The 20,949-nt window shown below is 71.5% G+C and carries 17 protein-coding genes and 2 tRNA genes; 7 read left to right on the top strand and 12 right to left on the bottom strand.

All coding sequences use genetic code 11. The features are described 5' to 3' along the window. Positions 1-258: 258 nt before the first annotated feature. The gene (locus ACYVJ0_RS01155) at positions 259-1,095 is read right to left on the bottom strand and encodes a DUF559 domain-containing protein (protein WP_449853198.1); all 837 of its coding nucleotides are present in this window, start codon (positions 1,093-1,095) and stop codon (positions 259-261) included. Between the two features lie 234 nt (positions 1,096-1,329). Here ACYVJ0_RS01155 and ACYVJ0_RS01150 point away from each other — a divergent pair, with 234 nt between their 5' ends. The 4 genes from ACYVJ0_RS01150 to ACYVJ0_RS01135 all read left to right on the top strand — a co-directional run bounded on the left by ACYVJ0_RS01150 (position 1,330) and on the right by ACYVJ0_RS01135 (position 6,982). After that, entirely contained in the window at positions 1,330-1,986 is a 657-nt protein-coding gene (locus ACYVJ0_RS01150) for a pentapeptide repeat-containing protein (protein ID WP_460815441.1), read from the top strand. 90 nt (positions 1,987-2,076) lie between these two features. Further along, entirely contained in the window at positions 2,077-4,644 is a 2,568-nt protein-coding gene (gene valS / locus ACYVJ0_RS01145) for a valine--tRNA ligase (protein WP_460815439.1), read from the top strand. After that, complete coding sequence (locus ACYVJ0_RS01140; RefSeq protein WP_460815437.1) at positions 4,641-4,877, top strand: hypothetical protein; 237 nt, start codon at positions 4,641-4,643, stop codon at positions 4,875-4,877. The genes valS and ACYVJ0_RS01140 overlap by 4 nt, the downstream gene beginning before the upstream one ends. 62 nt (positions 4,878-4,939) lie before the next feature. Next, on the top strand, positions 4,940-6,982 hold the full coding sequence (locus tag ACYVJ0_RS01135) for a M3 family metallopeptidase (RefSeq protein ID WP_460815435.1): 2,043 nt from the start codon (positions 4,940-4,942) through the stop codon (positions 6,980-6,982). 57 nt (positions 6,983-7,039) lie between these two features. On the opposite strand, the gene clpX is transcribed toward ACYVJ0_RS01135, so the two are convergent. The 3 genes from clpX to ACYVJ0_RS01120 all read right to left on the bottom strand — a co-directional run bounded on the left by clpX (position 7,040) and on the right by ACYVJ0_RS01120 (position 9,719). Next, positions 7,040-8,311 (bottom strand): ATP-dependent Clp protease ATP-binding subunit ClpX, encoded by a 1,272-nt coding sequence (gene clpX / locus ACYVJ0_RS01130; RefSeq protein ID WP_460815433.1) that lies wholly within the window; start codon positions 8,309-8,311, stop codon positions 7,040-7,042. A gap of 139 nt (positions 8,312-8,450) precedes the next feature. Further along, entirely contained in the window at positions 8,451-9,110 is a 660-nt protein-coding gene (locus ACYVJ0_RS01125; RefSeq protein ID WP_449853204.1) for an ATP-dependent Clp protease proteolytic subunit, read from the bottom strand. Between the two features lie 21 nt (positions 9,111-9,131). Further along, entirely contained in the window at positions 9,132-9,719 is a 588-nt protein-coding gene (locus ACYVJ0_RS01120; protein WP_449853205.1) for an ATP-dependent Clp protease proteolytic subunit, read from the bottom strand. A gap of 215 nt (positions 9,720-9,934) precedes the next feature. Between ACYVJ0_RS01120 and ACYVJ0_RS01115 the strand changes: the two genes are divergently transcribed. Next, positions 9,935-10,906: a TIGR03557 family F420-dependent LLM class oxidoreductase gene (locus tag ACYVJ0_RS01115; RefSeq protein WP_460815431.1), complete on the top strand. Its 972-nt coding sequence runs from the start codon at positions 9,935-9,937 to the stop codon at positions 10,904-10,906. Between the two features lie 61 nt (positions 10,907-10,967). Here ACYVJ0_RS01115 and tig read toward each other — a convergent pair whose 3' ends face one another. The 4 genes from tig to ACYVJ0_RS01095 form a co-directional block, all read right to left on the bottom strand. After that, positions 10,968-12,299 carry a trigger factor gene (gene tig, locus ACYVJ0_RS01110; RefSeq protein ID WP_460815429.1) on the bottom strand — a complete coding sequence of 444 codons (1,332 nt, stop codon included), beginning with the start codon at positions 12,297-12,299 and terminating at the stop codon, positions 10,968-10,970. 69 nt (positions 12,300-12,368) lie between these two features. Next, positions 12,369-12,442: transfer RNA gene (locus ACYVJ0_RS01105), tRNA-Pro, on the bottom strand. 128 nt (positions 12,443-12,570) lie between these two features. Then, positions 12,571-12,644 (bottom strand) — tRNA-Gly (locus ACYVJ0_RS01100). 63 nt (positions 12,645-12,707) lie between these two features. Beyond that, on the bottom strand, positions 12,708-13,247 hold the full coding sequence (locus tag ACYVJ0_RS01095; protein WP_460815427.1) for a gamma carbonic anhydrase family protein: 540 nt from the start codon (positions 13,245-13,247) through the stop codon (positions 12,708-12,710). A gap of 163 nt (positions 13,248-13,410) precedes the next feature. On the opposite strand from ACYVJ0_RS01095, the gene ACYVJ0_RS01090 reads away from it, so the two are divergent. Then, positions 13,411-13,893, top strand: a complete 483-nt coding sequence (locus tag ACYVJ0_RS01090) for a Dps family protein (protein ID WP_460815426.1) — start codon at positions 13,411-13,413, stop codon at positions 13,891-13,893. A gap of 49 nt (positions 13,894-13,942) precedes the next feature. Here ACYVJ0_RS01090 and ACYVJ0_RS01085 read toward each other — a convergent pair whose 3' ends face one another. The 4 genes from ACYVJ0_RS01085 to ACYVJ0_RS01070 are packed head-to-tail and all read right to left on the bottom strand — an operon-like array spanning position 13,943 to position 18,193. Continuing rightward, a complete protein-coding gene (locus ACYVJ0_RS01085) occupies positions 13,943-15,451 on the bottom strand; it encodes an amidohydrolase family protein (protein ID WP_460815424.1) in 1,509 nt (502 codons plus the stop codon). Positions 15,452-15,459: 8 nt separating this feature from the next. After that, entirely contained in the window at positions 15,460-16,479 is a 1,020-nt protein-coding gene (locus ACYVJ0_RS01080) for an Fpg/Nei family DNA glycosylase (RefSeq protein ID WP_460815423.1), read from the bottom strand. Between the two features lie 2 nt (positions 16,480-16,481). After that, the gene (locus tag ACYVJ0_RS01075) at positions 16,482-16,973 is read right to left on the bottom strand and encodes a ribose-5-phosphate isomerase (RefSeq protein WP_449853212.1); all 492 of its coding nucleotides are present in this window, start codon (positions 16,971-16,973) and stop codon (positions 16,482-16,484) included. A 23-nt stretch (positions 16,974-16,996) separates the two neighbouring features. Continuing rightward, entirely contained in the window at positions 16,997-18,193 is a 1,197-nt protein-coding gene (locus ACYVJ0_RS01070) for a ferrochelatase (protein WP_460815421.1), read from the bottom strand. Positions 18,194-18,369: 176 nt separating this feature from the next. Between ACYVJ0_RS01070 and pepN the strand changes: the two genes are divergently transcribed. Next, the gene (gene pepN / locus ACYVJ0_RS01065; RefSeq protein WP_460815419.1) at positions 18,370-20,919 is read left to right on the top strand and encodes an aminopeptidase N; all 2,550 of its coding nucleotides are present in this window, start codon (positions 18,370-18,372) and stop codon (positions 20,917-20,919) included. The last annotated feature ends 30 nt before the right edge of the window (positions 20,920-20,949 follow it).

Raw genomic sequence — 20,949 nt, 5'->3', positions numbered from 1 at the left:
GCGGCTGTGACGGGCCTGCCCCGCGCGGTTCTACTGAGGGCCGAGGCCCCGTTCTTCCGCGTGCTCCCCGGTGATGGCCGGATCGATGCGTTTCGTCGATTCTACGCGCCCGGCGCTCGCGTTTCTGCACGTTCACGAGCGGATTCCGCGCCCACCCCTCGCGTGCCGCGCGTAAACTCACAGAACGCGACGTCGTCCACACGGATATCGAGTCACGCCTGTGCGGGATGACGACATCTGTGCGCGAAGGCGCGGACGTCACCGTCCGCTCGGCGCCAGATGAAGACCTCGCGCGATCGCTCCGGTGATCATCGCCTGCACGGCGGGCCACTCGTGCAGCACCTGGCGGTAGCCGATCCGGATGACGTGATAGCCGGCGAGGCGCAGCTGCGCGTCGTGGGCGTTGTCCTGCAGGCGCTGGGCGTCGACGTGATGGCCGCCGTCGATCTGCACCACGAGGCGCTCGCCGATCAGGAGGTCGACGCGGTGTCCGAGGATCCACGCCTGCTGCTGCATCGGGAGTCCGAGCCACCGCAGTCGCGACACGACGAGGCTCTCCGTCCCGGCATCCGAGTACGGACTCGCCTCCGCGAGGATCCGCCGCGCATTGGGCCCGAGCGGCAGCGTCGCCAGCTGGTCGATCACGACCAGCCTCTGTCGGATCGCCGACTCCCAGACCGCGAGCGCCTGCTCATGGGGTTGGCAGTCCGACACCAGCGCGAGGGCGTTCTCCACCGGATCCTCGAGCGCCCCGGGATCACGCGGCACGATCGGCTTCGCCCAGTGCACATGCGCCGTCGTGGGTCGGCGGAGGGCGCGCCCGGGCGTCGCGGCGACGTGCATCGCACTCGCGCCGACGTCCCACAGCCCCCTGCGCGCCGCCAGCGTCACGCATGTGACCACGACCCCGACCGCCGCCGCCGCGGTCAGGACCGGATCCGCATCGGTCGTGGCGACCCACCCCCGCGCCGGCCGGACGAGCTCTCCCCGCGCGACAGCCCGGTCGATCGCATGCCGGCTTCCGCCCACGGCGTCGCGCAGCACCGTCGTCCGCATCACCCCGCCGTGCCGACGCACGACCGACCTGTAGCTCATGTCGTCACTGTCTCACCCGCTGTCCCCCGAGCACCCGATGCCCGCCCTCTCTGTGGAGAGATCCCGGCACTCCGGCACCCTGTGAGCGAGCGCTGCCTCCGCGCGCAACCTCCCAGGCCTGGCCTTCGTCAACACCTGCAGCGCATATCTCGTGTGCGTGAGGACGAAACCTGTGCGGGAAGGCGCGGATGCCACCAACCGGCGCGATGAACCCGATCCGCATAGGCTCGGCCCATGGCTCGCACGAAGGATCGTCCGATCGCGCCGCGCGTCGGCGCGCCCGACCTGCCGCGCGAGTTCACGGACGCCGTGGCCGCCCCGCGTCGGGAGCTGCGGCAGGCCCGGCTGGGCGGGCTGACCGGCGAGGTCGATCTGTCGCATGCGTCGCTCGAGGAATGCGTGCTGCCCGCGCCCGCTGTCGACACGCTCGCCCTGCGGGGTGCGACGCTCATCGACGTCGACGTGTCCGACATCCGCGCCGTCTCGGTCGGCGCGCGCGATGCCACCCTGCGCCGTGTGCGCATCGCCGGCGGCCGGATCGGCACCCTCGACCTCGCGGAGGCGCGGGCCGCGGAGCTCGAGCTGGTGGACGTGCGGATCGACTACCTCTCTCTGGCCGGAGCCCGCGTCGAGGACCTGCGCGTCGAGGGGTGCGACATCCGGGCACTCGATCTGCCGCAGGCACAGCTCACCCGCGTGGCGTTCACCCGGTCGCGCGTCGACGAGCTCGACCCGCGCGGCATGCGGGCGACGGACGTGGACCTGCGCGGGCTCGACATGCTCGCCTCCCTCGACGTGCTCGCGCTGCGCGGAGCGACGCTCACCTCGGATCAGGTGCAGCTGCTCGCCCCGGCGTTCGCCGCAGCGGCCGGGATCGACGTGCGCGACTGATCCGAGAGCGCGCCGCCCCGCCCGGTAGACTCGGCGCACCAGCACACTCAGGCACGCACACACCGTGCCGCACATAGCGAGGAGCGTCACATGACCGCGATTCCCGACAAGCCCGCCCTCGAGGGCCTCGAGGCGAAGTGGGGTGAGCGCTGGGAGCAGGACGGCACGTTCCTCTTCGACCGCGACGCCGCCCGCGCCTCCGGTCGCGCCGGGGTCTACTCGGTCGACACGCCCCCGCCCACGGCCTCGGGGTCGCTGCACATCGGCCACGTGTTCTCGTACACGCACACCGACGTCAAGACGCGCTTCGAGCGCATGCGCGGCAAGACGGTGTTCTACCCGATCGGCTGGGACGACAACGGCCTGCCCACCGAGCGCCGCGTGCAGAACTACTACGGCGTGCGCTGCGACCCGTCGCTGCCGTACGACCCCGACTTCACGCCGCCGTTCGAGGGCAACGCGAAGAGCCTCAAGCCCGCGGATCAGGTGCCCATCAGCCGCCGCAACTTCATCGAGCTGTGCGAGACGCTCACGGTCGAGGACGAGAAGACCTTCGAGTCGCTGTGGCGCCAGCTCGGCCTGTCGGTGGACTGGACGCAGACCTACCGCACCATCTCGGACGACACGATCCGCACGAGCCAGCTCGCGTTCCTGCGCAACTACGAGCGCGGCGAGGCGTACCAGGCGCTCGCGCCCACGCTCTGGGACGTGGACTTCCGCTCCGCGATCGCGCAGGCCGAGCTCGAGGACCGCGACCAGCCGGCCGCCTACCACCGGCTCGCGTTCCACAAGACCGATGGATCGGGCGACATCCTCATCGAGACCACCCGGCCCGAGCTGCTGGCCGCGTGCGTGGCGCTCGTGGCGCACCCGGACGACGAGCGGTACCAGCCGCACTTCGGCACGACCGTGACCACGCCGGTGTTCGGCGTCGAGGTGCCGGTGCTCCCCCACCCCCTCGCGCAGCCGGACAAGGGATCGGGCATCGCGATGATCTGCACGTTCGGCGACATGACCGACATCGTGTGGTGGCGCGAGCTGGATCTGCCCAACCGCACGATCATCGGCCGCGACGGCCGCGTCGTGGCCGAGGCCCCCGAGGCGATCACCTCGGAGGCCGGGCGCGCCGCCTTCGCCGAGCTGGCAGGCAAGACCGTCTTCAGCGCCAAGAAGCGCATGGTCGAGCTGCTCGAGGAGTCGGGCGAGCTGATCGAGGTCGGCAAGACCTTCCAGCACCCCGTGAAGTTCTTCGAGAAGGGCGACCGTCCCCTCGAGATCGTCTCGACCCGCCAGTGGTACCTGCGCAACGGCGCCCGCTCCGAGCAGCTGCGCGAGCGCCTGCTCGAGCTGGGCCGGCAGATCGAGTGGCACCCCGAGTTCATGCGCGTGCGCTACGAGAACTGGGTGAACGGTCTCACGGGCGACTGGCTCGTCTCGCGCCAGCGCTTCTTCGGCGTGCCGATCCCCGTCTGGTACGGCCTCGACGAGAACGGCGAGCGGGACTACGCGCGGGTGCTCGTGCCCGATCTCGCGTCGCTGCCCGTCGACCCCTCGACCGACGTGCCGCCCGGCTACACCGAGGAGCAGCGCGGCGTGCCCGGCGGCTTCGAGGCCGAGACCGACGTGTTCGACACGTGGGCCACGTCGTCGCTGACCCCGCAGCTGGCGGCCGGCTGGGAGCGCGACGCGGAGCTGTGGGATCTCGTGGCGCCGTTCGACGTGCGCCCGCAGGGCCAGGACATCATCCGCACCTGGCTGTTCTCCACCCTGCTGCGCAGCGCGCTCGAGGACGACAGGGCGCCCTGGGCGCACGCGTCGATCTCGGGCTTCATCGTCGACCCCGACCGCAAGAAGATGTCGAAGTCGAAGGGCAACGTGGTCACCCCGGCCGACATCCTCGCGCAGCACGGATCGGACGCCGTGCGCTACTGGGCGGCCTCCAGCCGCCTGGGCGCCGACGCGGCCTTCGACCCGCAGAACCCGACGCAGATCAAGATCGGTCGCCGCCTGGCGATCAAGGTGCTCAACGCGGCGAAGTTCGTCCTCGGCTTCGAGGCGCCCGCCGGCGCCGCCGTCACCGAGGCGCTCGACCTGTCGATGCTCGCGGCGCTCGACGAGGTCGTGACGCAGGCGACCGCGGCGCTCGAGAACTACGACCACGCGCGCGCCCTCGAGCTCACCGAGGCGTTCTTCTGGACGTTCTGCGACGACTACCTCGAGCTCGTGAAGGAGCGCGCGTACACGGGCGGGGACGCCGGCGCCTCGGCGGCCGTCGCGCTGCGCACGGCCCTGTCGACGCTGCTGCGCCTGCTCGCGCCGGTCATCTCGTTCGCGACCGAGGAGGTGTGGTCGTGGTTCCAGGACGGTTCCGTGCACCGCGCCCCGTGGCCGGAGCCGTCGGGCCTCGGTGGCGACCCCGCCGTGCTCGCGGCCGCGAGCGAGGCGCTCATCGGCATCCGCCGCGCCAAGACCGAGGCCAAGGCGTCGCAGAAGACCCCCGTCGCCGTCGCGACGATCGCCGCGCCCGCCGCGCGGACCGAACTGCTGCGCGCCGCCGAGGCCGACCTGCGTGCGGTCGGGCGGATCGCGCAGCTCGAGTTCGTCGAGGGCGAGCAGCTCGCCGTCACCCGGATCGACCTGGCCCCCGAGGAGGCATGATGCAGCTGGGAACGCGCTGGTCCGCGGGCGATGAGCCGCCCCGCTCGGTGCCGCAGGAGCTGCGGGAGGAGATCGCCCGCGTCGAGGCGACGCTCCCGCCCGGGCAGCCTGCGCCCTCGTGGACGCTCACGTGGCTCGAGGGCCGGCCGATCGCCGAGCTCGCCACCGGCATCGAGGTGCGACTGGACGAGGACGGCCGCGCCGTCGCCAGCCGCTTCGATCCGATGGAGTGACGCGCGTCGCGACCCGGCCGGATCACGCGATCGGCCGGGTCGCGCGCACGTAGGCTGACGGGGTGCCTGATCTGGACTTCAACCCCCTTCTCGCCCCCTCGCCGCTGCCGTACGGCGTGCCGGACTACGCCGCGATCCGGCCCGAGCACTATCTGCCCGCCTTCGAGCGCGCGTTCGCCGAGCACCGCGACGAGGTCGCCGCGATCACGGCGCAGGCGGACGAGCCGACGTTCGAGAACACGATCGAGGCGCTCGAGCGCTCGGGCCGCCTGCTCGATCGCGTGAGCCCCGCCTTCTACACGGTCAACTCGGCCCACGCGACGCCCGAGATCCAGCAGATCGGCGAGACGCTCGCGCCGCTGCGCGCCGCGCACGACGACGCGATCCAGCTCGACGCCGCGCTGTTCGCCCGCATCGCGGCCGTGCACGACCGCCTCGACGAGCTCGCCCTCGACGCCGAGCAGCGCTACCTCGTCGAGCGGCGCTTCCGCGAAATGCAGCACGCCGGAGCCGGCCTCGACGAGGCGGCCAAGGCCCGGCTCACCGAGCTGAACACGCGCCTGTCGACGCTCACGACGCAGTTCGAGAAGAACCTGCTCGCCGACACGAACGAGCTCGCGCTGGTCGTCGACGACGCCGCCGAGCTGGACGGGCTGACCGAGGGCGAGATCTCGGCCGCGCGACAGGCGGCCGCCGATCGCGGAATCGATGGCCACCTCATCTCGCTCACGCTGTACACGGGCCACCCGTACCTCTCGTCGCTCACGAACCGCGGCGTCCGCGAGCGACTGCTGAACGCGTCGCGCTCGCGCGCCTCGCGCGGCAACGAGAACGACAACGCGCAGGTGCTGCTCGAGATCGTGCGCCTGCGCGCCGAGCGCGCCCGCCTGCTGGGATACGCGAGCCATGCGGAGTACATCACGTCCGACCAGACCGCCGGCTCCCCCGCCGCCGTCGAGGAGCGGCTGCGCCGTCTCGCCGGCCCCGCGGCGCGCAACGCGCAGCGCGAGCGCTTGGCGCTCGAGCAGATCGCGGGCCACGCGATCGAGGCGCACGACTGGGCGTTCTACACCGAGAAGGTGCGCCAGGCCGAGTACGACCTCGACACCGCCGCCCTGCGCCCCTGGTTCGAGGCCGAGCGCGTGCTCCAGCAGGGCGTGTTCCACGCCGCACACGTGCTGTACGGGCTGACGTTCCGCGAGCGGGCCGACATCCCCTCGTACCACCCCGGCGTGCGCACGTTCGAGGTGTTCAACGAGGACGGCTCGCCCCTGGGCCTGTACCTGCTCGACCTCTACACCCGCGACACGAAGCGCGGCGGCGCGTGGATGAACTCGATCGTCGTGCAGTCGCGACTGCTGGGCGACGAGCGCCCCGTCGTCGTGAACAACCTCAACGTGCCGCAGCCGGCCGAGGGCTCCCCCACGCTGCTGACGCTCGACGAGGTCAACACGCTGTTCCACGAGTTCGGGCACGCCCTGCACGGCCTGTTCGCCACCGTCACCTACCCGCACTTCGGCGGCACCCAGGTGTACCGCGACTTCGTGGAGTTCCCGAGCCAGGTGAACGAGATGTGGATCCTGTGGCCCGAGATCGTCCGCAACTACGCCGTGCACCATGAGACCGGCGAGCCGCTGCCGGACGACGTGATCGAGCGACTGCAGGCGTCGGGCACGTTCAACGAGGGCTTCGCGACGAGCGAGTACCTCGCGGCCGCGTGGCTCGACCAGGCCTGGCACACCCTCACCGTCGAGCAGGCGGCCGAGGTGCGCGACGTCGCGGCGTTCGAGGCGGCGGCCCTCGCCGACATCGGGCTGGACGACCCGGCCGTCCCGACCCGCTACTCGTCGACGTACTTCCAGCACGTGTTCGCCGGCGGCTACAGCGCCGGGTACTACTCGTACATCTGGAGCGAGGTGCTCGACGCCGACACGGTCGAGTGGTTCCACGAGAACGGCGGCCTCACGCGGGCGAACGGCGACCGGTTCCGCGAGCGCCTGCTGGGCGTGGGCGGATCGAAGGACCCACTCGAGGCGTACCGCGACTTCCGCGGCCGCGACGCCGAGATCGAGCCGCTCCTGAAGCGCCGCGGCCTCACGGCCTGACGCACGAAGGAGGCCCCCGGATCCGCGGATCCAGGGGCCTCCTTCACGTCCTGACGCCTACGCGCTCTTCTTCCTCTGGGCGAAGACGAACGTCGGCTCGCCGCCGTCCTCCACCGCCGCACGCGTGACGATGACCTTGACGATGTCGTCGTTCGACGGGATGTCGAACATGATCGGGCCGAGCACGTCCTCGAGGATCGCGCGCAGGCCGCGGGCGCCGGTCTTGCGCGCCACCGCGAGGTCGGCGATCGCCCGAAGCGCGTCCTCCTCGAACTCCAGCTGCACGCCGTCGAGCGCGAACATGTGCTGGTACTGCTTCACCAGGGCGTTGCGCGGCGTCGTGAGGATCTCCATGAGCGCGTCCTGATCGAGCGGGTTCACCGACGCGATCACGGGCAGGCGCCCGATGAACTCGGGGATGAGACCGAACTTGTGCAGGTCCTCGGGCAGCACCTCGCCGAAGAGCGTGTTCTCCTGGCTCTTGTCGTGCAGCGGTGCGCCGAAGCCCACGCCGTGCTTGCCGACGCGCGCGGAGACGATATCCTCCAGGCCCGCGAAGGCGCCCGCCACGATGAACAGCACGTTCGTCGTGTCGATCTGGATGAACTCCTGGTGCGGGTGCTTGCGGCCGCCCTGCGGCGGCACGGAGGCGACCGTGCCCTCGAGGATCTTCAGCAGCGCCTGCTGCACGCCCTCGCCCGACACGTCGCGCGTGATCGAGGGGTTCTCGGCCTTGCGCGCGATCTTGTCGACCTCGTCGATGTAGATGATGCCGGTCTCGGCGCGCTTGACGTCGTAGTCGGCGGCCTGCAGCAGCTTGAGCAGGATGTTCTCGACGTCCTCGCCCACGTAGCCGGCCTCGGTCAGCGCCGTCGCGTCGGCCACCGCGAACGGCACGTTGAGCCGCTTCGCGAGCGTCTGCGCGAGATACGTCTTGCCGCAGCCGGTCGGCCCGAGCATGAGGATGTTGCTCTTGGCGACCTCGACGTCCTCGGCCTTCTGCTCGGCGGGGCGCAGCTCGCTGCGCGCGCGGACGCGCTTGTAGTGGTTGTAGACGGCCACGGACAGGGCGCGCTTGGCGTCCTCCTGGCCGATGACGTACTCCTCGAGGAAGTGGAAGATCTCGCGGGGCTTGGGCAGATCGAACTCGGCGGCCTCGCCGTCGGACGACGACTCCGCCATCCGCTCCTCGATGATCTCATTGCACAGCTCGACGCACTCGTCGCAGATGTACACGCCCGGTCCCGCGATCAGCTGCTGGACCTGCTTCTGACTCTTGCCGCAGAAGGAGCACTTGAACAGGTCGGCGCTCTCACCGATGCGTGCCATGGGTCCTCCTGAGCTGATCCTGTCGGGTCATGGTCCCGAGCCTAGCCGCTGCCACCGACACGGGCGTGTTGCCGCGCGCCCGGCGCGTATCCGGTCCACAACGAAGGCCCCGGCGTCTCCGCCGGGGCCTTCGCCATCGTCACTTCGAGACCGGGCCTCGCTTGCGGGTGCTGAGCACCTGGTCCACCAGGCCGTACTCGACGGCCTCGGCGGCGCCGAGGATCTTGTCGCGGTCGATGTCCTTGTTCACCTGCTCGATCGAGCGGTTGGAGTGCTTCGCGAGTGTCTCCTCGAGCCACGTGCGCATGCGCAGGATCTCGGCCGCCTGGATCTCGATGTCCGACGCCTGCCCGTGACCGGCCTCGCCGACGGCGGGCTGGTGGATGAGCACGCGCGCGTTCGGCAGCGCGAGGCGCTTGCCCGGCGCGCCGGCGGCGAGCAGCACGGCCGCGGCCGAGGCGGCCTGGCCGAGCACGACGGTCTGGATCTGCGGCGAGATGTACTGCATCGTGTCGTAGATCGCCGTCATCGCCGTGAACGATCCGCCCGGCGAGTTGATGTACATGATGATGTCGCGGTCGGGGTCCTGGCTCTCGAGCACCAGCAGCTGGGCCATCACGTCGTCGGCGGACGCGTCGTCCACCTGCACGCCGAGGAAGATGACGCGGTCCTCGAACAGCTTGTTGTAGGGGTCCTGGCGCTTGTAGCCGTAGGCCGTGCGCTCCTCGAACTGCGGCAGGATGTAGCGGCTCGACGGAACCTGGAAGCCCTGCGGCGTGGAGGTGTGGGGGGTGTGCATCTCTCCTGTTGTCCTTGTCCCTCAGTTGCGATCCGTGCCGCCGGCGCCGACGACGTCCTGCGCATGCTCGCGGATGTGGTCGACGAAGCCGTACTCCAGGGCCTCCTCGGCCGTGAACCAGCGGTCGCGGTCGCCGTCCTCGTTGATCTGCTCGACGGTCTTGCCCGTCTGCGCGGCCGTGATCTCGGCCAGGCGGCGCTTCATGTCGAGGATCAGCTGGGCCTGCGTCTGGATGTCGCTCGCCGTGCCGCCGAAGCCGCCGTGCGGCTGGTGCAGCAGCACGCGCGCGTTCGGCGTGATGTAGCGCTTCCCCTTGGTGCCGCTCGTCAGCAGCAGCTGGCCCATCGACGCGGCCATGCCGATGCCGACCGTGACGATGTCGTTCGGCACGAACTGCATCGTGTCGTAGATCGCCATGCCGGCCGTGATCGAGCCGCCGGGCGAGTTGATGTAGAGATAGATGTCCTTGTCGGGGTCCTCGGCGGCGAGCAGAAGGATCTTCGCGCAGATCTCGTTCGCGTTCTCGTCGCGCACCTCCGAGCCAAGCCAGATGATGCGGTCCTTCAGCAGCCGGTCGAAGGCACTCTGTGCCATCAGCGGTTCGGGCATTCTCACTCCATTCGATGGTGCGTCGATACGACACTACCGGCGGGCCCCCGCACCCCCGGCCTTGTTCGCCGTCGGCATAGGAGCGTGTCAGCGCCGGCGCCCGTAGCACTCCCCGCGCCCGCGTCCAAGCCCTCGCGGCATCGCGCGCGGGCGTCCTAGCGTGGGCGGCGTCGGCCGTCGCGCCGCGGCCGATCCCCCGAACGAGAGAGGTGACCATGACGCGATTCGGATACACCCTGATGACCGAGCAGAGCGGACCGAAGGAGCTCGTCGGCTACGCCGTCGACGCGGAGCGCGCGGGCTTCGACTTCGAGGTCATGAGCGACCACTACTCCCCCTGGCTGGCCTCGCAGGGGCACTCCCCCTACGCGTGGTCGGTGCTGGGCGCCGTCGCGCACGCCACCGAGCGCGTCGGCCTCGCCACCTACGTGACGTGCCCCACCATGCGCTACCACCCGGCGGTCGTCGCGCAGAAGGCGGCGACCGTGCAGCTGCTCGCCGACGGGCGGTTCACGCTGGGCCTCGGCGCGGGCGAGAACCTCAACGAGCACGTCGTGGGCGAGCGCTGGCCGGGCGTCGACGAGCGCCACGACATGCTCGAGGAGGCCGCGCTCATCATCCGCGAGCTGCTGACGGGCGAGCTGGTCACGTGGGAGGGCGAGCACTTCCGCGTGGAGTCGGCCCGGCTCTGGGACGCGCCCGACGGCGGCGTGCCGATCGGCATCGCCGTGTCGGGCGAGAAGTCGCTCGAGCGCTTCGCGCCGATCGGCGATCACCTCATCACGACGATGCCGGACGCGACGCTCGTCGAAGGCTGGGGCGCGCGCACGCGGGGCGCGGACCCGCGCGCCATCGGCCAGGTTCCGATCTGCTGGGCACCCGACGCGGAGGAGGCCGTGGCGCTCGCGCACGATCAGTTCCGGTGGTTCGGCGGCGCGTGGCGCGTGAACTCCGATCTGCCCACGCCCGCGGGCTTCACGCAGGCGACGCAGTACGTCCGGCCGGAGGACGTCGCGCAGTCGATCGCGTGCGGTCCCGACCTCGACGCGCTCGCCGAGAGCGTGCGGCCGTTCCTCGACGCCGGCTTCACCGACATCGCCCTCGTGCAGGTGGGCGACCGGCACCAGCAGCGCTTCCTGGACGAGGTGGCCGAGCCGCTGCTCGAACGCCTGCGCGCGCTCGGCTGAGCGGGCGGGAACGCCGAAGGGGCGGGCGCATCGCGCGCCCGCCCCTTCGTGTGAGAGGTGCTTACTCGGCTTTCTCGGCCTCGGCCTCGTCGCCCTCGTCCTCGGATGCGGCGTCCTCGACGAGCGCGAAGTCCGACACGTCGACCGGCTTGCCGTTGGTGTCGACGACCTCCGCCTTGCCGAGCAGGATCGACAGCGCCTTGTTGCGCGCGACGTCGCCCATGAGCGCGGGCAGCTGGCCGCCCTGCTGGATGGCCTGGATGAACTCCTGCGGCGCCATGCCGTATTGACCGGCCGACTGGATGAGGTACTGCGTGAACTCGTCCTGCGACACCTGCACGTCGAGCTGCTCGGCGTAGGCGTCGAGCAGCATCTGCGTGCGGAACTGCTTCTCGCTCGCCTCGGCCACCTCGGCGCGGTGCTCGTCGTCCTCGAGACGGTTCTCGGCCTCGAGGTGGCGGTGCACCTCGTCCTCGACGAGCTGCGCGGGCACGGGGATCTCGACCTGCTCGAGCAGCGTCTCGATGAGCTTGTCGCGGGCCGCCGACGCCTGCGCGAACGCGCCGCGCGACTGCGTCTGCTCCGCGAGGCTCTCGCGCAGCTCGGCGAGCGTGTCGAACTCGCTGGCCATCTGGGCGAAGTCGTCGTCGGCCTCGGGCAGCTCGCGCTCCTTGACGGCCTTGACGGTGACGGAGACCTCGGCCTCCTCGCCCGCGTGGTCGCCGCCGACGAGCGTCGACTTGAAGGTGGTGTCCTCGCCGGCCGTGAGCGACTCGATCGCCTCGTCCGTGCCCTCGAGCAGCTGGCCGGAGCCCAGCTCGTACGACACGCCCTCGGCGCGGTCGATCTCGGTGCCGCCGATCGTGGCGACGAGGTCGAGCTCGACGAAGTCGCCCTTGGCGGCCGGGCGGTCCACGGTGACGAGCGTGCCGAAGCGGGCGCGCAGGTCGTTGAGCGCCTCCTCGACCTTGGCCTCGTCGACCTCGATCGCGTCGACCTCGACCTTCAGGCCCTCGATCGAGGGAGCCTCGAACTCGGGACGCACGTCGGTCTCGATGTCGACGACGAGGTCGCCCGAGAAGTCCTTCTCGTTCGGCCACTCGACGATCTCGGCCGACGGGCGGCCGAGGACCTTGAGGTCGTTCGCGGCGACCGCCTCGCGGTAGAAGCCGTCCAGCCCCTCATTCGCCGCGTGCTCGAGGACGGCGACGCGGCCGACACGCTGGTCGATGATCGGCGCCGGCACCTTGCCCTTGCGGAAGCCGGGGATCTGCACGTCCTGCGCGATGTGCTCGTAGGCGTGCTGGATGCTCGGCTTGAGCTCCTCGGGGCTGACCGTGATGTGCAGCTTCACCCGGGTCGGGCTGAGCTTCTCGACGGTGCTGTTGACCATGCTGGTTGCTTCTCCTCGTGACGGACCCGCACGCGATCCGCACGGGGGTTCAGGTCTTCGGGCCGTTCGTCGGGGCGACAGGATTTGAACCTGCGACTTCCCGCTCCCAAAGCGGGCGCTCTACCAAGCTGAGCTACGCCCCGGGGCTTCCCGCGGAGCGGGAGTGCGAAACGGCCCCGTCGAGTCTAGCCGACTCGGCGATCGGGCACCTGATGGCCGGATCGCGGGCGCGCCGCGGTGGACCGCAGACCCGCGGGACGGGAGACGCATGTGGAGGGGATGACGGGAATCGAACCCGCGTGACCAGTTTGGAAGACTGGGGCTCTACCATTGAGCTACATCCCCGGACTGCCGGGCAGCGCGTACGAGTCTAGCCGACGCGCGAACCGGGTCGGAAACAGCGCCGGGTCACGGCGCGCCGCCGATTGCCGCGTGGATGCGCGCGTTCTCGACGTAGCGATCGGCGTTGTCGCGCAGGCCGGCGACCTCCTCGTCCGTCAGCTCGCGGCGGACCTTGGCGGGCACGCCGGCGACGAGCGAGCGCGGCGGGATGACGCTGCCCTCGAGCACGACGGCGCCGGCCGCGATGAGACACTGCGGGCCGACGACCGCTCCCGACAGCACGACCGATCCCATCCCGACGAGCGAGCCGTCGCCGATCTCGCACCCGTGCACGACGGCGTTGTGGCCGATCGAGACATCCTCTCCGATCCGCGCGGGATGATCCCGATCCACGTGGATCGCGACGCTGTCCTGCACGTTGCTGCGGGCACCGATCCGGATCTCGTTGACGTCGCCCCGCAACACGGCGTTGTACCAGACGCTCGTCGACTCCCCCAGCCCCACGTCGCCGATCACCCTCGCGCCGTCCGCGACGAAGGCCGACGGATCGACGGCCGGCTCGGCACCAGGCAGGGACAGGACGGACGCGGTCGCGGCGATGCTCATGCGCCCATCGTGCCACGGCCGGCGGGCCGCGTTTCGGCCAGGTCAGCGACCCGTTAGCCCAGCCTCAGCTTGCTTGCGGAATGCCTGCGGGTGGGGCACCGTTGAGGTCATCGGATGGCGCATTCACGCCACTTCCGCGAGGTGACCAACGGGAGGAACCACCATGAGCAAGCAGACCATCGCGGCCACCGCCGCCGACCCCACCGTCGCCGCCGCCGCCTCGCAGTTCCTGTCGCCCGTCGTGCTGGGCCTGCAGGCCCTCGTGGTGAACGGCAAGCAGGCGCACTGGCACGTGCGCGGCGCCAACTTCGTGGGCGTGCACGAGTTCCTCGACACGCTCGTCACCCACGCGGGTGGCTGGGCCGACGAGGCCGCCGAGCGCATCATCGCCCTGGGCCTGCCGATCGACGCGCGCCTCGACACGATCGCCGAGAAGGCGCCGGCCACGCACGTGGGCGCCGGCTTCGAGCAGTCCGACCAGCTCATCGCGAAGGTCGTGGCCGATATCGACGCCGTCATCGCCGACCTCGACGCCGCGATCGACGGCCTCGACGAGATCGACCTCACGAGCCAGGACGTCGCGATCGGCATCAAGGCCGGTCTCGAGAAGGACCGCTGGTTCCTCGTCGCGCACGTCGCGGAGTAAGCCGCCGCCTCCGATGCCCCGGGCCGATCGGCCCGGGGCATCGTCGCGTTCAGGCCAGGTGCGTGAGGCGCCCGCCGAGCAGCGTCGCGTGGACGGGCATGGCGCGCAGCGCGACGCGGTCCGCGGCGACGGGATCGTGCGCGACGATCGCGAGATCGGCCGGCGATCCGGGCTCGATCGTCTGCGGGTCGATCGATCCGCCCGCCGTCGAGGCCGCGAGCGCCGTGCGCGCGTCGATCCCCTGCTCCGGCCGCCAGGGCTCCCGGTCGTCGTCGGTGCGGAACACCGCGGCCGACATCGCGACCCAGGGGTCCAGCGGCGCCACGGGCGCGTCGGAGCCGAACAGCAGCCGCACCCCCGCGTCGCGGAACGCCCGCAGCGGGTAGGGGCTCGCCGCATGGGCGCCCCAGTAGCGCTCGGTGAGGTCCCTGTCGTCCATCGCGTGCTGCGGCTGTACGCTGGCCGCCACCCCCAGGTGCGCGAAGCGCTGCACGTCGGCGGCCGACACGAGCTGCGCGTGCTCGATGCGCCCCGGCACGCCGGCGCGCGCGAACGCGTCGAGGGCCGCGGCGTTGGTGCGGTCGCCGATGGCGTGGATCGTCGTCGCGATGCCCGCGGCGGCGGCGCGGATCACGAGCCGCGCCATCTCCTCCGGCGATGCGTTGGGGCCGCCGTGGTTGTGCGGATCGTCGGCGTACGCGTCGGTCGTCCATGCCGTGCGCGTGCCGAGCGAGCCGTCGGCGAGCACCTTGAGCATGCCCATCCGCACGAGGCCCGCCTCGTCCAGCGCGTCCCCCGAGCGCAGCCCCGCCGCGATCGCCTCGGCCAGGTGATCGGGGTACACGGCGGCGTGCACGCGCAGCCCGTCCCAGCCCGCCGCGGCCCGCCGCCGCCAGGCCGTCAGCTCGTCGCCGAACTCGAGGTCCCACACGCCGACCACGCCGCGCGCCGCGGCGTCGCGCGCGGCCCGCCGGATGAGCCGGTCGCCCGCGTGGTCGGAGAGCTCGTTGACCGCGACGATCGTGGCGAACGCCGGCCCCTCGCGCAGCACACCGGACGGGTCCGGCGCGATCCCCTCCCGGCGGAACGCGGCGGTGTTCATCCACACCGAGTGCGAGTCGGCGCCGAGCAGGTACGTCGGCACGTCGCCCGTGGCCCCGTCGAGCACGTCGAGACTCGCCGGCTCCGGCCACAGCCCCTCGCGCCAGTGCTGCAGCACGCGGCGCCCGTCATCTCCCGGCTCCTGCCGCGCCGCGAAGTCGGCGGCCTCCGCCGCCGTGCGCGCGTGCGCGACCGAGGGGCGCGAACGCGACAGCGCCCACTGGCGCAGGTGCACGTGGTGGTCCCACAGGCCGGGCACGAGCCACGCGCCGCCCGCGTCGAGCACGACGCCGTCGCGCCGCGCGTTGCCGGCGGGGGCGATGTCGAGGATGCGCCCGTCGCGCAGGAAGACGTCGTACGGCGCGTCGGGCTCCACGAGCGCGAGCGGCATGAGCTCGCGCCCCTCCCCCGCGATCCGCGCGTTCGCGATCACGTCGACGGTGGATCCGACGTCCATCCCGCTCCTCACCTCTGGCAGTTCGGGCACCAGTACAGCTTGCGCGCCTGCATCTCCTCGAGCGCGATCTCCGTGCCGCACACGCGGCACGGCAGCCCGGCGCGGTGGTAGACCCAATGGCGGTCGTCGCGGCTGGCCATGGCCTTGCGCCACGCCTCGCCCTCGAGCCCGTCCATCGTCATCATCTGCCCGGTCTCCACGCCGATGCGCAGCAGCGCGTCCCAGTCGCGCCACAGCCCGCGCACGATCTCCTCGGGGATCGCGCGGCCCGGCGTATGCGGATCGAGGCGCGCGCGGAAGAGCATCTCGGCGCGGTAGACGTTGCCGATCCCGCTCACCACCGCCTGATCCATGAGCAGCTGACCGATCGCCACGTTGCGCGCCCGCACGGCGCGGACGAAGCGCTCCTCGTTCTCGGTGGGGTCGCCCACGAGCGGATCCGGTCCCAGACGCGCGATCACGGCCTCCACCTGCTCGGCCGTCTCGACCGCGCACGCCGTGGGGCCGCGGAGGTCGGCGCACGTGCTCTCGGTCAGCAGCCGCAGGCGCACCTGCCCGACGATCGGCGGCGGCCACTCGGCGTCCGGCGCCTCGAGCCCGTCGGGCTCGTCGAGGCCCTTCGTCTGCTCGGACATGCGCACGTGCACGCGCGTGCGCCGGGGCGCCCCGATCGACGTGAGCGAGTTCTCGCCGGCGTCGTCGAAGACCGGCTCGTCGCCGAGCACCGTGCCGCGCTGGTTGGTCTGCCCCATCCGGCCGTTGGCGGAGGCGATGGTGGGGTCGACGAGGATCTCGCCCGCGAAGTCCCACGCCCCGTACAGGCCGAGGTGCACGCGCAGCCAGGCGCCCGAGTCGAACTCGAGGAACATCTGCTTGCCCACCGCCTGCGCGCGCGTGGGCGTGCGGCCCGAGAGCATCGCCGCGCCCTCGGCGAAGCGGCCCTGCGGGCTCGTGGCCTGCACGGGGCGGCCCACGAAGTTGCGCGCGAACTGGCGGGCGATGCGGTGGACGGAGTGGCCCTCTGGCATGCCTACGCGCCCGCGCGCGGATCGGGCTCGAGCGTGCCGTCGGTCTCGAACGCCGCGATCTGGCCGATCCGGCGCGCGTGCCGCTCCTCGCCCGAGAACGGCGTCTCGACGAAGCGGTCGATGAAGCGCGCGACCTCCTCGAACGTGTGCTGGCGCGCGCCGATCGCGATGACGTTGGCGTCGTTGTGCTCGCGCGCGAGCTCGGCGGTCGCGATGCTCCACACGAGCGCGGCGCGCACGCCCCTCACCTTGTTCGCGGCGATCTGCTCGCCGTTGCCCGATCCGCCGAACACGACGCCGAGCGCCTCGACGCCGGCCTCCTGGTCGGCGACGACGGCCTGCGCCGCGCGGATGCAGAACGACGGGTAGTCGTCGAGCGGGTCGTAGGAGACGGGCCCGTGGTCGATCACCTCGTGGCCCGCACCCGCCAGGTGGTGCTGCAGCTGCGTGGAGAACTCGAGGCCGGCGTGGTCGGTCGCGATGTGGATCCGCATGCTGACGATTCTCCCCTATCCGCTCAGGGCGCGAGACCCGCGGCGGCCGGGCGCACGCCGAGCCGGGCGTTGATGCCGTCGCCCGGGCGGGCCACGTCGTACCAGGGGCCGAGATCCGTCACGTGCGGGCGCTCGGCGGCCGGCGTGCCGTGCAGCCGCTCCTCGATGAGGTCGACCAGGCCCGCGACGAACGCCGGATGCGTGCCGGGCGTGCGCGTGCGCACGGCCTTCAGCCCCGCGGCCTCGGCCGACGCGATCGCCTCGTTGTCGAGGTCCCACATGACCTCCATGTGGTCGCTCACGAAGCCCAGCGGCACGATCGCGATCGCCCGCACGCCCTCGGCCGGCAGCTCGGCGATGCGGTCGTTCACGTCCGGCTCGAGCCACGGCTGCGACGGCGGGCCCGAGCGCGACTGGTAGACGAGGTCCCAGCCGATCGTGCCGGCGGCGGGCACCTCCTCCGCCAGGCGCGACATGAGGTGCGCGGCCACGGCGCGGTGCTGCGCCGCGTACGCGCCGCCCTCGGGCCACTCCACGTCACGCGGGCCGGACCGGTCCGCGTCGGCGGTCGGGATCGAGTGGGTCGAGAAGAGCACGCGCACGGCCTCGGGCGCCACGCCGTCGGCGAGGAAGCCCTCCACGGCCGCGCGCACGCCCTCGAAGAAGGGCTCCACGAAGCCGGGGTGGTCGAAGAAGAGGCGCACCTTGTCGATCGTGACGGGGTCGTCGCCCTCGCCCAGGTCCGTGTCGATGAGCACGCGCGCGAAGTCCTCGCGGTACTGGCGGTCGCTGGAGTACGAGCTGTACGCGCTCGTTGCGACCGCGAGCAGCGTGCGGTGCCCGTCGGCGGCCGCCGCGCGCACGGCGTCGTCGAGGTACGGCTCCCAGTTGCGGTTGCCCCAGTACACGGGCAGGCCGAGGCCCCGGCGGTCGATCTCCGCCTCGAGCGCCGCCTTGAGCTCGCGGTTCTGCGCGTTGATGGGGCTCACGCCGCCGAAGTGGCGGTAGTGCGTCGCCACCTCCTCGAGCCGCTCGTCCGGGATGCCGCGCCCGCGCGTCACGTTGCGCAGGAACGGGATCACGTCGTCCTGCCCCTCGGGGCCGCCGAAGCTCGCCAGCAGCACCGCGTCGTACGCCACCGGCTCCTCGATGTGCGGCGCGCCGCTCGACGCGGCGGCGGATGCGAACGGAACGGTGACCTCGGTCTCGGCGGTGCTCACCCCTTCATTTTCGCACCCGCGTAGAAGAGCGGTCCCCAGCCGGCATGCAGGATCGGCATATCGGATCCTCGTTCGCGGTTTCCCGCGCCCGCCGGGCGCGAGCACGTAGGCTTGACCAGTCGCCGCGCCCGCCGGCGCGGCTCCCCCGATCGTTTCCACCACCAGGGAGTTGCGCAGTGCCTGGAGAGAACCTCACCCGCATTGAGGCGCAGGAGCGTCGCGCCGTCGTCGACACGCAGTCCTACGCGGTCACGCTCGACCTCACCAAGGGCGACGAGGTGTTCGGCTCGCGCAGCGTCGTGCGCTTCGCCGCGACGCCCGGGGCCTCCACCTTCATCGACCTCATCGCGCGCGAGGTGCGCGAGGTCACGCTCAACGGCGTGCAGCTCGAACCGTCCGAGGTCTTCGCGGACGCGCGGATCCGGCTCGACGGCCTGGAGGCCGAGAACGAGCTCGTCGTCGACGCCGACTGCGAGTACACGCACACGGGAGAGGGCCTGCACCGCTTCGTCGACCCCGTCGACGGCGAGGTCTACCTCTACACCCAGTTCGAGGTGCCCGACTCGCGGCGCGTCTTCGCCGTGTTCGAGCAGCCCGACCTGAAGGCCACGTTCCAGTTCACCGTCACGGCGCCGGCCACGTGGCAGGTCGTGTCGAACCAGCCGACGCCCGAGCCGATCCTGCACGACGACAACGAGACCGCCACGTGGGGCTTCGAGCCCACGCCGCGGATCTCGTCGTACATCACCGCGCTGATCGCCGGCCCGTACGAGGTCGTGCGCTCGGAGCTGACGAACGCCGAGGGCCGCGTCGTCCCGCTCGGCGTGTTCGCGCGCAAGAGCCTGTGGCAGCACGTCGACGCCGACTACATCTTCGAGAAGACGCGGCAGGGCTTCGCGTACTACGAGGAGAAGTTCGGCTTCCCCTACCCGTTCGCGAAGTACGACCAGCTCTTCGTGCCGGAGTTCAACGCCGGGGCGATGGAGAACGCGGGCGCGGTCACCTTCACCGAGACGTACGTCTTCCGCAGCAAGGTCACCGACGCCGTCAAGGAGCGCCGCGTCGTGACGATCCTGCACGAGCTGGCGCACATGTGGTTCGGCGACCTCGTGACCATGAAGTGGTGGAACGACCTGTGGCTGAACGAGTCGTTCGCCGAGTGGGCGTCGACGATCGCCACGGCCGAGGCCACCGAGTGGACCGAGGCGTGGACCACGTTCAACGCCATGGAGAAGACCTGGGCCTACCGGCAGGACCAGCTGCCGTCGACGCACCCGATCGTCGCGGAGATCAACGACCTCGAGGACGTGCAGGTCAACTTCGACGGCATCACGTACGCTAAGGGCGGCTCGGTGCTCAAGCAGCTGGCCGCCTGGGTGGGCATCGACGCGTTCTTCGCCGGGGTGGGTGCCTACTTCCGCAAGCACGCATACTCGAACACCGAGCTGTCGGATCTGCTCGTGGAGCTGGAGCGCACGAGCGGCCGCGACCTGTCGACGTGGTCGAAGAAGTGGCTCGAGACCGCCGGCGTCAACACGCTCTCCCCCGCGATCGACGAGGACGTGGACGGCCGGGTCACGCGGTTCCGCGTGCTGCAGACGGCGCCCGCCGACTACGCGACGATCCGTCCGCACCGCCTGGGGATCGGCTTCTACGACCTGCAGGACGGCGCGCTCGTGCGCACGCACCGCGTCGAGGTCGACGTGGACGGCGACGTCACGGAGATCGCGGAGCTCAAGGGCCGCGCCCGCCCGGACCTCGTGCTGCTGAACGACGACGACCTCGCGTACGCGAAGATCCGCCTCGACGAGCGCAGCCTCGCCACGGCGATCGACCACCTCTCCGACATCGCCGACCCGCTCGCGCGCTCGCTCGTGTGGGGTGCCGCGTGGGATCAGACCCGCGACGCCGAGACGGCCGCGAGCGACTACGTCGACCTCGTGCTGCGCAACATCGGCGCCGAGACCGAGTCGACCACCATCCGCACCACGCTCGCGCAGCTGCAGCTGGCCGCTAACTCGTACGTCGCGCCCGACCGCCGCGACGAGACCCGCGCCAAGGTGGCCGACGGCCTCTGGCGGCTGCTGCAGGAGGCGGCGCCCGGCAGCGACCTGCAGCTGCAGCTCGCGACCGCCTTCGCCTCGGCCGCGTCGACCCCCGCGCAGTGGGACAACGTGCGCCGGCTGCGCGAGGGCGAGGTCGCGCTCGAGGGCCTGCAGATCGACGAGGACCTCGCGTGGCAGCTGCTCATCTCGCTGGCCGCCGGCGGCGTGGCCGACGAGGACGCGATCGCCGCGGCGCTCGAGGCCGACAACACGGCCAAGGGCGGCGAGTTCGCCGCGCAGGCGCGTGCGGCGCTGCCGACGCCCGAGGCGAAGCAGGCGGCCTGGGCCGCGCTCGTGGAGGACGACTCGCTGCCGAACACCGTGGTGCGGTCGGCGGCCACCGGATTCGTCCACCCCGCCACCCGCGACCGGCTCGAGGCGTTCGTGCCCCGGTACTTCGACATGCTGCTGCCCGTCTGGGAGGGCCGCACGTACCAGATCGCGTCGTACCTCATCGAGCTGCTGTACCCGGCGCCGCTGGCGAACGTCGAGCTGCGCGACGCGACGAGGGCCTGGCTCGCGGCCCACACCGACGCGCCTGCCGCCCTTCGTCGCCTCGTGCACGAGTGCCTCGCCGGCGTGGAGCGGGCGCTCACGGCGCAGTCGCGCGACGCGGAGTGACGCGAGCGGGTCAGGGAGGGAGCGCGAGGG

The organism is Microbacterium petrolearium, from assembly GCF_054782875.1.
The sequence above is the reverse complement of the archived record's forward strand: the minus strand, read 5'-3'. Positions and strand labels throughout refer to the sequence as shown.